12 protein-coding genes are annotated in these 12,894 nt (G+C 52.9%); 9 read left to right on the top strand and 3 right to left on the bottom strand.

The window, feature by feature from the left end; genetic code table 11:
• The first annotated feature begins 413 nt into the window (after positions 1-413).
• Entirely contained in the window at positions 414-1,778 is a 1,365-nt protein-coding gene (locus tag ACJ69_RS15485) for an anti-phage deoxyguanosine triphosphatase (protein WP_059347288.1), read from the top strand.
• 657 nt (positions 1,779-2,435) lie between these two features.
• Positions 2,436-2,681: an AbrB/MazE/SpoVT family DNA-binding domain-containing protein gene (locus ACJ69_RS15480; protein WP_048216952.1), complete on the top strand. Its 246-nt coding sequence runs from the start codon at positions 2,436-2,438 to the stop codon at positions 2,679-2,681.
• A gap of 259 nt (positions 2,682-2,940) precedes the next feature.
• Here ACJ69_RS15480 and ACJ69_RS15475 read toward each other — a convergent pair whose 3' ends face one another.
• Entirely contained in the window at positions 2,941-3,222 is a 282-nt protein-coding gene (locus ACJ69_RS15475) for a YjcB family protein (protein WP_008503385.1), read from the bottom strand.
• Between the two features lie 646 nt (positions 3,223-3,868).
• On the opposite strand from ACJ69_RS15475, the gene ACJ69_RS15470 reads away from it, so the two are divergent.
• Entirely contained in the window at positions 3,869-5,434 is a 1,566-nt protein-coding gene (locus tag ACJ69_RS15470) for an EAL domain-containing protein (RefSeq protein ID WP_029740210.1), read from the top strand.
• Between the two features lie 6 nt (positions 5,435-5,440).
• On the opposite strand, the gene soxS is transcribed toward ACJ69_RS15470, so the two are convergent.
• Positions 5,441-5,767, bottom strand: a complete 327-nt coding sequence (gene soxS, locus ACJ69_RS15465; RefSeq protein WP_013095071.1) for a superoxide response transcriptional regulator SoxS — start codon at positions 5,765-5,767, stop codon at positions 5,441-5,443.
• 98 nt (positions 5,768-5,865) lie between these two features.
• Here soxS and soxR point away from each other — a divergent pair, with 98 nt between their 5' ends.
• The 4 genes from soxR to ACJ69_RS15445 all read left to right on the top strand — a co-directional run bounded on the left by soxR (position 5,866) and on the right by ACJ69_RS15445 (position 10,729).
• On the top strand, positions 5,866-6,324 hold the full coding sequence (soxR, locus tag ACJ69_RS15460) for a redox-sensitive transcriptional activator SoxR (RefSeq protein WP_023310057.1): 459 nt from the start codon (positions 5,866-5,868) through the stop codon (positions 6,322-6,324).
• A gap of 292 nt (positions 6,325-6,616) precedes the next feature.
• Complete coding sequence (locus ACJ69_RS15455) at positions 6,617-7,288, top strand: glutathione S-transferase family protein (RefSeq protein ID WP_047646882.1); 672 nt, start codon at positions 6,617-6,619, stop codon at positions 7,286-7,288.
• A gap of 294 nt (positions 7,289-7,582) precedes the next feature.
• Complete coding sequence (gene ghxP, locus ACJ69_RS15450; protein ID WP_047646881.1) at positions 7,583-8,932, top strand: guanine/hypoxanthine transporter GhxP; 1,350 nt, start codon at positions 7,583-7,585, stop codon at positions 8,930-8,932.
• A gap of 150 nt (positions 8,933-9,082) precedes the next feature.
• Entirely contained in the window at positions 9,083-10,729 is a 1,647-nt protein-coding gene (locus tag ACJ69_RS15445; protein ID WP_029740207.1) for a Na+/H+ antiporter, read from the top strand.
• Positions 10,730-10,805: 76 nt separating this feature from the next.
• Here ACJ69_RS15445 and ACJ69_RS15440 read toward each other — a convergent pair whose 3' ends face one another.
• Positions 10,806-11,693: a LysR family transcriptional regulator gene (locus tag ACJ69_RS15440; protein WP_038417702.1), complete on the bottom strand. Its 888-nt coding sequence runs from the start codon at positions 11,691-11,693 to the stop codon at positions 10,806-10,808.
• Between the two features lie 102 nt (positions 11,694-11,795).
• Here ACJ69_RS15440 and ACJ69_RS15435 point away from each other — a divergent pair, with 102 nt between their 5' ends.
• A complete protein-coding gene (locus tag ACJ69_RS15435) occupies positions 11,796-12,206 on the top strand; it encodes a CidA/LrgA family protein (RefSeq protein WP_021242769.1) in 411 nt (136 codons plus the stop codon).
• The gene (locus tag ACJ69_RS15430) at positions 12,199-12,888 is read left to right on the top strand and encodes an LrgB family protein (protein ID WP_038417700.1); all 690 of its coding nucleotides are present in this window, start codon (positions 12,199-12,201) and stop codon (positions 12,886-12,888) included. The genes ACJ69_RS15435 and ACJ69_RS15430 overlap by 8 nt, the downstream gene beginning before the upstream one ends.
• The last annotated feature ends 6 nt before the right edge of the window (positions 12,889-12,894 follow it).

Genomic DNA, 12,894 nt, shown 5'->3' with positions numbered 1-12,894 from the left:
GTCATTTCTGACGATGATGTCAATTTCAATCGATATTGGTGTTCGCGCTCCTTTACTACAAAGTACATAATCAATAACCTGATAGTTCGTTTTTTATAAACTCTATTGCAGAGCTGTTCACACTAACGCATAGCAACGTGATGATTTTAAAAAATAACTTTTCTCGTTACAGGAATAGATGTGATAGATAATTTATTCTGCTCAATGATGTATGCGACGGATGCATTTTCACTTCCAGAGTGCAGCACGGACGATCGCTCGCCCGGAACTCTTTAACGATGATAAAACCTGGGTAGTTTGCTGGCACAGAGGATTCATTCCGAATAACAGGGACGAAACTCAGCCCCGGGTTTACATTTCTCACGTCTGCACTTAAGCAGGCTGATTGCTATATCCTGCCCACAGGAGCCTGTATGACACACAGCAAAGAACAGATCTGGTCTGAACGCCAAGGGAGCAATACCCGTAGGCCAGATGAAATAAGGTCGGAATACGAACGCGATCTTTCCCGACTAATCCACTCTTCCGCGTTCAGGCGATTACAGTCGAAGACGCAGGTGCTGGGTCTGGGCGAGAGCGACTTCTACCGCACACGGCTGACTCACTCTATGGAGGTAGCGCAGATTGGCAGCGGCATCCTGTCGCAGCTGAATATACGCTATCCCGTTGGGATAGCGACTGAGGCGGAATTCCTGCCTCACCCAAGCCTTATGCAGGCTATCTGTCTTGCCCACGATATCGGCCATCCCCCCTTCGGTCATGGCGGTGAAGTTGCGCTTAACTACTGCATGAGAGCCTATGGAGGCTTTGAGGGTAACGGACAGACGCTGCGTATACTCACCCAACTGGATAAGTACACCGAGTCCAACGGGCTGGATCCCACGCGCAGGCTTATTCTAGGCGTGCTGAAATACCCGGCAAGCTACTCTGAGGTAGTCAACGAGAGCGCTTACGGCCAGCCACAGGCAGGAAGCCGTGAATGGCTGTTTAAATCCTCCGGCTTTAAGCCCCCGAAATGCTATCTGGACTCCGAAGCGGATACTGTCAGCTTTGCACTCCGACCTTTTGATGATGATGATGCGCTGTTATTCAGATCCGGAAGAAAGACCACCAAGCCGGTTGAGCACAGAAAAACGAAATATAAAGCGCTGGACACAACGATTATGGACTTAGCTGATGAGATTTCCTATTCACTCCATGATCTTGAGGACGCGATTTCGCTGAGAATGATCGACAAAAGCATGTGGATGGACTACTTCAGTGACAAGTCACACCTGTTTGAAGCATGCCAACGCAGCTCGTTTGACCTGACCGCTGAAGACGTAGCCGATAAGCTGTTCGGCAGAAGCTACCTTCGCAAGGAATGCATCGGAACGCTGGTCCACCTGATGATCACAAGCGTCACGCTTCAGGTGCAGCATCCTGATTTCAAGTGCGGAATGCTTCGCTATAAAGTGGCACTACCTGCCGAAGTCGAAGCCCTACGTGAGGCCATTTTCAGTCTGGTTGAGGACAAGGTGATCCGGCACGAAAACGTTCAGCTACTGGAGTTCAAAGGTCAGAAGCTGATTGTAGAACTGTTCAATGTGCTGGCAAGCGACCCCACACGTTTTCTCCCGGCTGAGACGTGCAAGAAGTATAGAGAAGCTGAAAAAGCTGACGATAAAAAAATGCGGGTCATCAGCGACTATGTTTCAGGTATGACGGACGAGTACGCGACTCGGCTGTATGAGAAAATCTTTGTTCCGCGCAAAGGATCAATCTTTGACAGACTCTGATGTTCCCTCTGCACATGGCAAACCGTGAGCACGATGAAATAGAAGTTGACCCTGGCCCTGTTTTCAGGGGGGCTCAATCCTTATCAGTATTGTCGGGTTTTATGGTTTTTTTGGATAGCATAAGCTCTATTGCTAACTCAGCATCCTGCGCGTCACTGGGCCGAAAGTCACGGTTACTGAATAAGTACCAGATACAAAAAAAGCGGGGGTAGCACCCCGCTTTGGTATTTTTGGTAAGTAGCAACCCGGAGGCGGGAAGCTTTGATTATCCTAACCTCAACTGCGCTATGTATACAAATTTTTGAGCCTGTCTGTAAGTTTGTGTAGATGTTCATTTGTTAAATGGTGATCGATCAGGAGGTTTCGGCACCGCAAGCCACTCCATTAAAAATCATTTTCCCACTACAGCACATCTGACTTTTTTCATCTGTTTTAACTTAAAATCATTTCTAATCAATTAGATACTATTTGGTTCGGACGATGTGCTGTAGCGGGATGTATCAATTATCTATTAATAAAAGATAGTTGAATTATTTTTACTAATACTGATTAGTGGAATGATGCGTACTAAATGGTTTGAAATCATGTGATATAAGTTGTTGATATATAAGTATAGTTATAGAAATGATGTGTGATGGTACTAGCGGGGGAGCTCTAATGATCCAGACAATTATTGAGAAATGCGGAGATAGCCCGGTATTCAAAATACCAGAAGCAATTATGGAAAAAGCTGGCTTCAGTATCGGCGATGCTATTGATATTGAAGTCAAAAATGGCTGTATCATTATTGGCCCAGCGGAACTGGTTAAATATTCCCTTGAAAATCTTATTGAGGGAATTTATGAGGTTAATCTTCACAACAGAGTTGACTTCAGGCTGCTAATAGGCAAAGAGTTGCTCTGATTCTCTTTTAGACTAATTCCAGAAAATTGGAATGATTGCGGTGAGCAACAGCCAAGAGAGGAAAGTAAAGTTTTTAGTCGTAATAAAGGCTATTTTTTACTAAAAACTTCACATAGTTAATAACTTATTATATAACAATATGAAATTATTATATTTTTTGTTTTATTTTCCACTATCAGGTAATTAGAACCATTTTGATTTCCGCGAGCTGAAAACAAAAACCCAGACTATCGTCTGGGTTTTTTTATTCCGTCAGGGATCAGGTAATCACCATCGGCCAGTCTGGCGGCGTGTGGCTCATCGCCTCAACCATCACCACTTTAATATTTTCCCAGACGGCGGCGATATCCAGCAGGGTGATGCCAAGCAGACCCGTTGCAAACCAGCAGGCCGCACCCAGCCCCAGGAGGGTGCTGATGACAGCAAGACCCGCATAGTCAGATTTACGAAACTGAATATTCAGCGTGCTGGCTAAAAACATCAGTACCGCACTCAACAAAGGCCAGCGCAGGAGAACCATGCTGGTAGTAATGGTTGCCATAAAACCCATCCTCTACAAAACAGACGAACTGAATGAAACGGTGTTTCTCGTTACAAAATATGTGTGAACTATATCACATTTGTTGATTTATTCGCCAGTATCTGAGCGATCAAAAAAGAGGATTTTATTCCTCAGAAAAGGCGATTGTGCGGGTTGGTTCGGCCTTCAGTGCATGAGGAGGTGGGCACACAGCGCGCCGGAAACGCCCATCGGGCAGGTGGAGAAGCCGCAAATTCGGTTTTTATAAGAGGGACGTTATTCTCACCCAATCCTGAAAATATTGTGGTGAAGGCTGACTATTTATAAATCAACGGACACAATGCCTCCGAGCAAATAGCATAAAACGTCCTGATGAAGTTGTACTTTTTTCATGCTGTCAGACGTTTGGCTTAATCAACGATCGTCTGTTGTGTTATCTTCCCGTCAGCCCAAACGGGCTGGATAATTATTTTCCTTAATTGAAACGGAACGAATACTTACAGTTTAACTTACGGGAAAATATTATCGGCATAACGAATTTTAAGATTTTTAATACTAAAAGTCAGTTGCTAACTTCGCATGATTCATGCAACGTAATCACCTGTTTAACAAAGCATCCGGCCTTCATTACTACAGGCGTACAACATGCAGGGATATAGGGCGGGAAATGAATCGTAGCGCGCGGCGCAAAATGCTCAGGGTGGTAGGGATCATCATGGTAGTTATGCTGCCGGTGATGCTTGCGCTATGGTTTGCCCAGCTACGAGCCGTTTCTGAAACAAGCGCCCAGCTACGCACATTTGCTGAACTGGCTTTAGACAAAACAGAGCTGGTTATTCAACAGGTTGAGCTGGCCAGGGACGAGGCTGTAAAATATCAGGGTGAGCTTTGCACGCCGGGACACCGTCAATATATGCTGAACGTTGTTCGTGGCCGCCTGTTTGTCGCCGATTTAATTTACGCTGAAGGTCAGAATTTTCTTTGTTCGACCGTTTTTACACCGGATCACCCCTACGCCATTCCTGTCGCTAATTACACGCGTAAACCTGACGTCGCTATCTATTATTATCGCGATACCCCATTTTATACTGGCTATAAAATGACATATATGCAGCGCGGAAATTATGTGGTGGTCGTCAATCCGCTTTCATACAGCGAAGTCATGTCCGCGGATCATTCTCTCTCCTGGGGTGTGTACGACACGGTAACCAATGCTTTCTTTTCCGTCAGCCAGAAAGCCAATGTTTCTTTATTAAATTCGATGATTCGGGATAAGGAATCGGTATTTCAAAAAGATAACCGCTTTTATACGATCGTAACATCTCCCAAAAGACCGATTGCGGCCATTGTCTCGACATCAAATAAACGCTTTTATGAAACGCTTTATCACCAGGCGACGTTGACGCTACCGCTGGGCATGATCTGCAGCATTATTATTTTGCTGGTATGGTCGCGTACCCATCGTGAGCTCAATTCACCGGGGCGCTTATTGCACCGGGCGCTGAACAAACGACAGCTTTGCGTTCACTATCAGCCGATTATTGATATTAAGAATAACCAGTGTGTGGGCGCGGAGGCGCTGTTACGCTGGCCTGGCTTTAACGGCCAGGTGATGAGCCCGGCAGAGTTTATTCCGCTGGCGGAAAATGAGGGGATGAGCGAGCGGATTACGGACTATGTCGTTGAGGAGGTGTTCAACGATCTGGGTCATTTCCTGGCCGAGCATCCGCATCTCTATATTTCGATTAACCTGTCGGCCACGGATTTCCACTCCTCGCGGCTGATCGCCATGATTTCCGACAAGGCCCGCCACTACGCCGTCCGTGCCCAGCAAATCAAAATAGAAGTGACGGAACGCGGTTTTATCGATGTGCCAAAAACCACCCCGGTGATTCAGGCTTTCCGTCAGGCGGGTTATGAAGTCGCGATCGATGATTTCGGTACCGGCTACTCGAACCTGCACAACCTCTACTCGCTGAACGTGGATATTCTGAAAATCGATAAATCGTTTATCGATACCTTAACGACCAACAGTACCAGCCACCTGATCGCCGAGCATATTATCGAGATGGCGCAAAGCCTGCGGCTGAAAACCATTGCGGAAGGGGTAGAGACGGCAGAGCAGGTAAGCTGGCTGTTGAAGCGCGGCGTCCAGTTTTGTCAGGGATGGCACTTCGCGAAAGCGATGCCGCCCCAGGAATTTATGACCTGGCAGCAGCAGCCTTTGCACTGAGGGTGATTAATTCAACTGGTGGCGATAGTCGCTCGGCGTGCGGTCAAACTCGCGGCGAAACACGCGGGAAAAGGTTTGTTGCGACACATAGCCAAGGTCCATCGCGATATCAAAAATGGGCCGCTGCGTTGAGCGTAGCGCCTGCGCCGCCAGCAGCAGCCTGCGCTGGCGAATGTACTCGCCCAGCGTTTGATGCATGACCGTGCGGAACATTCTCTGTAAATACCATTTCGAATAGCCCGACTTTTTAGCGACCACATCAATGTTCAACGGTTGGTCGATATGTTCATCAATCCATTCAATAAGCGTCTGAATAATCTGCTGATGCGACATAAGGTTGCCCCTCTGTAGATACAACTATCTCGGTTAATTAGTCGTTTTCTCTGCGGGCGAGTATAATTCCTCAAGTTAACTTGAGGTAAAGAGGTTTTATGGAAAAGAGATTGCCGCGAATTAAAGCGCTTTTAACTCCCGGTGAAGTGGCGAAGCGAAGCGGCGTTGCGGTATCGGCGCTCCACTTCTATGAAAGCAAAGGGTTAATTAAAAGCATCCGCAACGGCGGCAACCAGCGCCGCTATACCCGAGACGTGCTCCGCTACGTGGCGATTATCAAAATTGCGCAACGAATCGGAATTCCCCTGGCCACGATCGGCGAGGCGTTTGGCGTGCTGCCGGAAGGGCATACGCTGAGCCCGAAAGAGTGGAAAGAGCTGTCGTCCCAGTGGCGTGAAGAGCTGGACCGGCGTATTCATACGCTGGTCGTCCTGCGTGATGAGCTGGACGGTTGTATCGGCTGCGGCTGCCTGTCGCGTAGCGATTGTCCATTGCGTAACCCTGGCGACAGGCTGGGCGAGCAGGGGACGGGGGCGCGGCTGCTGGAAGAGGATTGAGTTTGTGCGGCCGGTAAAAGCATTATAAAGAACTAAAGCGCCACATAAGGGCGCTTTAGTTTTTCCCGGTCTTTGTCTTTCACTCTATCCCGCTGGTTCACGGGAGGGTTTCCCCCGACGTCAGCACCCCTCAGTGTCGAGCTGGTTGGGGAGGTTCCGGATTGTGCTGACACTTTAATTCTATGCAAGACCCGTTTTTTCGCCAGCCTCATCGACCGTTTTTTCGACGAATTTTTTTCGCGGTGTTGTTCAATTTTCTATAGTTAAAAAGTATGAATAACAGGAGAAAACCATGCTCACGGTACACCACCTTAACCAGTCGCGCTCGCACCGCGCGATCTGGGCGCTGGAAGAACTCGGCCTGCCTTATGAGATCGTTCACTACCAGCGCGAAAAGAACATGCTGGCACCGGAGGCTCTCAAAAAGGTGCATCCGTTGGGCAAATCGCCGGTCATCGAAGATAACGGGCTGATTCTTGCGGAGTCTGGCGCCATCCTGGAGTACCTGCAGGAAACGTACGATGCCGAGTCGCGGCTTAAGCCTTTGGATCCTGCGCATAAGGTGCAATACCGCTTCTGGCTGCATTACGCCGAAGGCTCCCTGATGCCGCTGCTGTTAATGAAGCTGGTCTTCAACAGCCTCGGCAAGCCGCCGGTGCCGTTTGGTATCAGAACCCTGGGCAAAGCGCTGGGGCAGGGGGTGCAGAAAGCGTATCTCAACCGTCAGCTGGAGACCCATGCGCGCTTTATTGAGTCACATCTTGCCGAAAATAGCTGGTTTGCCGGGGATTCGCTCAGCATGGCCGATATCCAGATGAGCTTCCCGATCTTTGCGCTGCTGGCGCGCGGCGGTATCGCTAATCTGCCGCATATTCAGGCATGGAAGACAAAAGTTGAGAACAGCCCTGGCTGGCAAAGAACCCTGGAACAAGGGGGACCGTTATCTATTCCCGGTGAGGACTGAAATGTAAACAAATTGCGCATAGACGATAACGTTTGCGCATCCTCTGTTTATTTCTTCAGCGTCATAAGTGAATTTTAGCGAAAAACGAGAAAGTTCAGTTGAAAAGGGCGGGGATTACGCTAGATAATCGTTTGCCTTAATTTGACCACCCGTTTGTAAGCGCGGAGCTAAACGTTTGCTTTTTTTGTGACGCCCTTTCGTCACAAACGCAACACAAGGATTTGACGTTCAGCTGGCAGTGGCGTCTCCACCTCGCTTACGGACTTCCTAAAAAACTCTCAGGGGATGTTTTCTATGTCTACGCCATCTGCGCGTACTGGCGGTTCACTTGACGCCATGTTTAAAATTTCGGCTCGCGGCAGCACCGTGCGCCAGGAGATTGTTGCCGGTTTGACAACGTTTCTGGCGATGGTTTATTCCGTCATCGTTGTGCCGGGCATGCTGGGCAAAGCAGGCTTCCCGCCAGCGGCCGTCTTTGTGGCGACCTGCCTCGTGGCCGGCGTGGGCTCCATCGTGATGGGCCTGTGGGCGAACCTGCCGCTGGCAATTGGTTGCGCCATCTCTCTGACCGCGTTTACCGCGTTCAGCCTGGTGCTGGGTCAGCACATCAGCGTACCGGTTGCGCTGGGTGCCGTGTTCCTGATGGGTGTGCTGTTTACCGTGATTTCGGCGACCGGCATCCGTAGCTGGATCTTGCGCAACCTGCCGCAGGGCGTGGCGCACGGTACCGGTATCGGCATCGGCCTGTTCCTGCTGCTGATCGCCGCCAACGGCGTTGGTCTGGTCATCAAGAACCCGCTGGACGGTCTGCCGGTAGCGCTGGGCCACTTCGCCAGCTTCCCGGTGATTATGTCGCTGATCGGTCTGGCGGTGATTATCGGTCTGGAAAAACTGAAGGTCCCGGGCGGTATTCTGCTGACCATTATCGGTGTTTCCGTTGTCGGCCTGATTTTCGATCCAACCGTGCACTTCTCCGGTATCTTCGCCATGCCGTCGCTGAGCGATGACAAAGGCAACTCCCTGATTGGCAGCCTGGATATCGTTGGCGCGCTGAACCCGGTGATCCTGCCAAGCGTGCTGGCGCTGGTGATGACCGCCGTGTTTGACGCGACAGGTACCATTCGTGCGGTGGCCGGTCAGGCGAACCTGCTGGATAAAGACGGTCAGATTATTGATGGCGGCAAAGCGCTGACCACTGACTCCCTGAGCAGCGTCTTCTCTGGCCTGGTGGGCGCGGCGCCTGCGGCGGTGTACATCGAATCCGCAGCGGGTACGGCGGCAGGCGGTAAAACCGGCCTGACGGCGATCACCGTCGGCGTGCTGTTCATGCTGATCCTGTTCCTCTCTCCGCTCTCCTATCTGGTTCCGGCGTATGCGACCGCGCCAGCGCTGATGTACGTTGGCCTGCTGATGCTGAGCAACGTCGCGAAAATCGACTTTGCGGATTTCGTTGACGCGATGTCTGGCCTGATTACCGCGGTCTTCATCGTGCTGACCTGTAACATTGTGACCGGCATTATGATCGGCTTCGCGTCGCTGGTGATTGGTCGTCTGGTTTCCGGTGAATGGCGCAAGCTGAACGTTGGCACCGTGATTATCGCCGTTGCGCTGGTGGCATTCTACGCGGGCGGCTGGGCAATCTAAGTTGTCCTTTGATGCGAAAACGGGTGGCTCAGGCCGCCCGTTTTTATTTTCAGGACTCATCCTGTTGCCTTTTGCGTTACTCTGGGGAAGATAGAATAAAAGGCACGACGCCTTCCGGAGTACATAAGCAACACAGCAAACAGGGAACGCATGGAAATCTTCTTCACAATACTCATCATGACCCTTGTGGTCTCGCTATCCGGGGTGGTTACACGCGTACTGCCCTTTCAGGTCCCCCTGCCATTAATGCAAATTGCCATCGGCGCGCTGCTGGCGTGGCCGACGTTTGGCCTGCACGTGGAATTTGACCCCGAACTGTTCCTCGTGCTGTTTATCCCGCCGCTGCTGTTTGCCGATGGCTGGAAAACACCCACGCGCGAATTCCTTGAGCACGGGCGCGAGATCTTCGGCCTGGCGCTGGCGCTGGTGGTGGTCACCGTCGTCGGGATTGGTTTTCTGATCTACTGGGCGGTTCCGGGTATTCCATTAATACCGGCTTTTGCGCTGGCCGCCGTGCTGTCGCCAACCGATGCCGTGGCGCTGTCCGGCATTGTGGGTGAAGGCCGTATTCCGAAGAAAATCATGGGGATTTTACAAGGTGAGGCGCTAATGAACGACGCTTCCGGCCTGGTTGCCCTGAAGTTTGCCGTGGCCGTTGCGATGGGCACGATGGTCTTTACCGTCGGCGGCGCAACCCTGGAATTCTTCAAGGTAGCGATTGGCGGTATTCTCGCAGGTTTCGTGGTGAGCTGGCTTTACGGCCGCTCATTGCGCTTCCTCAGCCGCTGGGGCGGCGATGAGCCCGCTACGCAGATCGTACTGCTGTTCCTGCTGCCGTTTGCCTCTTATCTGATTGCCGAACATATCGGCGTGTCGGGCATTCTGGCAGCGGTGGCGGCAGGGATGACCATCACCCGCTCCGGCGTAATGCGCCGCGCGCCGCTGGCCATGCGCCTGCGTGCTAACAGCACCTGGGCCATGCTGGAATTTGTCTTTAACGGCATGGTGTTCCTGCTGTTGGGCCTGCAGCTGCCGGGCATTATGGAATCCTCGCTGGTGGCGGCCGAAGCCGACCCGAACGTTGAGGTCTGGATGCTGTTTACCGACATCGTGCTGATCTACCTGGCGCTGATGCTGGTGCGTTTCGGCTGGCTGTGGACGATGAAGAGATTCAGCGTGCGCTTCCTGAAGAAAAAGCCGATGGAGTTCGGCTCGTGGACAACGCGTGAGCTGCTGATCGCCTCTTTTGCGGGCGTACGCGGGGCGATCACTTTGGCTGGTGTGCTCTCCATTCCGCTGCTGCTGCCTACGGGCGACGTCTTCCCGGCGCGCTACGAGCTGGTCTTCCTGGCGGCGGGCGTGATTCTGTTCTCACTGTTTGTCGGCGTGATTATGCTGCCGATTTTACTCCAGCATATTGATGCCGGTGATTCGACCCAGCAGCATAAAGAAGAACGTATTGCCCGGGCGGCGACTGCCGAAGTGGCAATTGTCGCGATTCAGAAAATGGAAGAGCGTCTGGCCGCGGATGCGGAAGAGAACATCGACAATCAGCTGCTGACGGAAGTCAGTTCCCGCGTGATTGGTAACCTGCGCCGCCGCGCGGACGGGCGCAACGACGTGGAAAGCTCGCTGCAGGAGGAGAACCTGGAGCGCCGGTTCCGCCTGGCGGCGCTGCGCTCCGAGCGTGCCGAGCTGTACCATCTGCGCGCCACGCGACAGATCAGCAACGAAACGCTGCAAAAGCTGCTGCACGATCTGGACCTGCTGGAAGCGCTGTTGATAGAGAATCAATAGCGCTGTTTTGCCGGGTGGCGGCTTCGCCTTACCCGGCCTACGTGCTCGATCGGTTCCCTCTCCCTGTGGGAGAGGGTTAGGGTGAGGGCACCCAAAACCCCTCACAACACTGCAGCCACGCCTGCGCGCTCTGCGATAAATACACCCCTTCACGCCAGATCATCCCCAGCTGCCAGTGCAGGTCGCTCTCCAGCGGGATCCAGCGCAGCGTGTTTTTATCCAGACGCTCGCAGATAGGCTGCGGCAGAATGGCAATCCCCACGCCGGCCTGCACCATCGCCGCCAGGAAATCCCACTGTCCGCTGCGCACCGCTATGCGCGGCTTGACGTTATGCTGGTTAAACAGCGTCATCAGCTGGCGGCTGAGAGCGAAGTCTTCGTTGTAGATCAGCAGAGGGTGCTCGCCGAGCAGTTCAGGTCTCACCGAGTCTAACTTCAGCCAGTCGCCGGAGCGGGGAACCAGCACGCACAGCGGGTGGCTAAAGAGCGGAAGCGTCGCCAGACCGCTCTCTTCCTCAACGGGAAGGGCGGTCATTGCCACGTCGAGCTCGCCGTTGGTGACGGCCTGCTGGACGGTTAACCCACCAAACTCCGAAATCTTCAGCTCAACGCCGGGATAACGCTGGCGAAACAGGCCGATCGGTCCGGCCATCATCATCCCCACCATTGGCGGAATGCCGAGGCGAAGCACACCTTTCTTCAGATGATTGATATCGCCCAGCTCTGCTTCCAGCTGGCGAAACTCCGCCAGAATCGCCAGCCCGCGTTCGAACACCACGCGTCCGGTGTCGGTCAGCAACAGCTTGCGCCCGTCGCGGATCAGCAGGGTACAGTTCAGTTCATCTTCGAGGTTTTTCAGCATCTTGCTGATGGTGGGCTGGGTAACAAACAACTTCTCCGCTGCGCGGGTAAAACTTTGCTGACGAACCACTTCGACAAAATAGCGCAGCGTTCTTATGTCCATGATTATTCCTCGAAACTATACCTTTGATGATTTTAATTCATTTCAGTCCATACCGTGCGCTCTCTATACTGGCGCCTCGTCTCATTTTTGAGGAAAACCCCCATGGCCGTGGCGTTAAGCCGTGTTACGCCTGCCGTTGTGCAACGACTCCAGGTCCCGGTGCAGGTACTGCTCTACGCGGGACTGTTTGTTTTCGCGGAATATCTTGTCGGCTGGCTGCATCTGCCGCTGCCTGCCAATCTTGTCGGGATGCTGCTGATGCTCACGCTTATTCTGTGCCGCGTGATCCCCCTTAACTGGGTGCGCGCCGGGGCGCGCTGGCTGCTGGCGGAGATGCTGCTGTTCTTTGTTCCTGCCGTGGTGGCGGTGGTGAACTACGCCCAGCTGCTGATGGTGGACGGCTGGCGAATCTTTGCGGTTATCGCGCTGAGTACGCTGATGGTGCTGGGGGCGACCGCCTGGGTGGTGGATAAAGTGTATCGCTTTGAAATCAGCAGGCATAAACATGACTAATTTTCAGATCAGCGTCTTGTGCCTGATTGCGACGCTAATTATCTACTTTGCCAACAAGCGGCTCTATCGCCGCTTTCACGCGCTACCGCTGATGCCGCTGGTCTTCACGCCGATCCTGCTGGTGCTGATGCTGGTCTTCGGCCATATCTCCTGGCAAAACTACATTGGCGAATCCCACTGGCTGCTGTGGCTGCTCGGCCCGGCGACCATCGCTTTTGCCGTCCCCGTTTACGACAACCTCGCCATTATCAAACGCCACTGGATGTCGCTCAGCGCAGGCGTGATCACCGCCACGGTGGTGGCGGTGTGCAGCTCCGTCTGGCTGGCGCGGCTGTTTACGCTGCCCGATGAAATTCAGCGCAGCCTGGCCGTGCGTTCGGTGACCACGCCGTTTGCGCTGGCGGCGGCTAAACCGCTCGGCGGGCAGCCGGATCTGGTGGCGCTGTTTGTTGTCGTGACGGGTGTGTTCGGTATGGCGGTCGGCGATATGTTGTTCCTGCGCTTGTCGATCCGTGAAGGGATGGCGAAAGGCGCGGGGTTTGGCGCGGCATCGCACGGGGCGGGCACGGCACGTTCGTATGAGCTGGGCCAGCAGGAGGGCGTTGTCGCAAGCCTGGTGATGATGCTTTCGGGCGTGGTAATGGTGCTGATTGCGCCGCTGGTGGCGTGGGTGATGTTTTAAGCTCCC

The organism is Enterobacter asburiae, from assembly GCF_001521715.1.
GTDB lineage: Bacteria > Pseudomonadota > Gammaproteobacteria > Enterobacterales > Enterobacteriaceae > Enterobacter > Enterobacter asburiae.
This window is presented reverse-complemented; position numbering and strand designations above follow the sequence as displayed.

Coding starts and splice junctions, on each gene's coding strand:
- ACJ69_RS15485 (WP_059347288.1), top strand. CDS start 414: ATGACACACAGCAAAGAACAGATCTGGTCTGAACGCCAAGGGAGCAAT.
- ACJ69_RS15480 (WP_048216952.1), top strand. CDS start 2,436: ATGATCCAGACAATTATTGAGAAATGCGGAGATAGCCCGGTATTCAAA.
- ACJ69_RS15475 (WP_008503385.1), bottom strand. CDS start 3,222: ATGGCAACCATTACTACCAGCATGGTTCTCCTGCGCTGGCCTTTGTTG.
- ACJ69_RS15470 (WP_029740210.1), top strand. CDS start 3,869: ATGAATCGTAGCGCGCGGCGCAAAATGCTCAGGGTGGTAGGGATCATC.
- soxS (WP_013095071.1), bottom strand. CDS start 5,767: ATGTCGCATCAGCAGATTATTCAGACGCTTATTGAATGGATTGATGAA.
- soxR (WP_023310057.1), top strand. CDS start 5,866: ATGGAAAAGAGATTGCCGCGAATTAAAGCGCTTTTAACTCCCGGTGAA.
- ACJ69_RS15455 (WP_047646882.1), top strand. CDS start 6,617: ATGCTCACGGTACACCACCTTAACCAGTCGCGCTCGCACCGCGCGATC.
- ghxP (WP_047646881.1), top strand. CDS start 7,583: ATGTCTACGCCATCTGCGCGTACTGGCGGTTCACTTGACGCCATGTTT.
- ACJ69_RS15445 (WP_029740207.1), top strand. CDS start 9,083: ATGGAAATCTTCTTCACAATACTCATCATGACCCTTGTGGTCTCGCTA.
- ACJ69_RS15440 (WP_038417702.1), bottom strand. CDS start 11,693: ATGGACATAAGAACGCTGCGCTATTTTGTCGAAGTGGTTCGTCAGCAA.
- ACJ69_RS15435 (WP_021242769.1), top strand. CDS start 11,796: ATGGCCGTGGCGTTAAGCCGTGTTACGCCTGCCGTTGTGCAACGACTC.
- ACJ69_RS15430 (WP_038417700.1), top strand. CDS start 12,199: ATGACTAATTTTCAGATCAGCGTCTTGTGCCTGATTGCGACGCTAATT.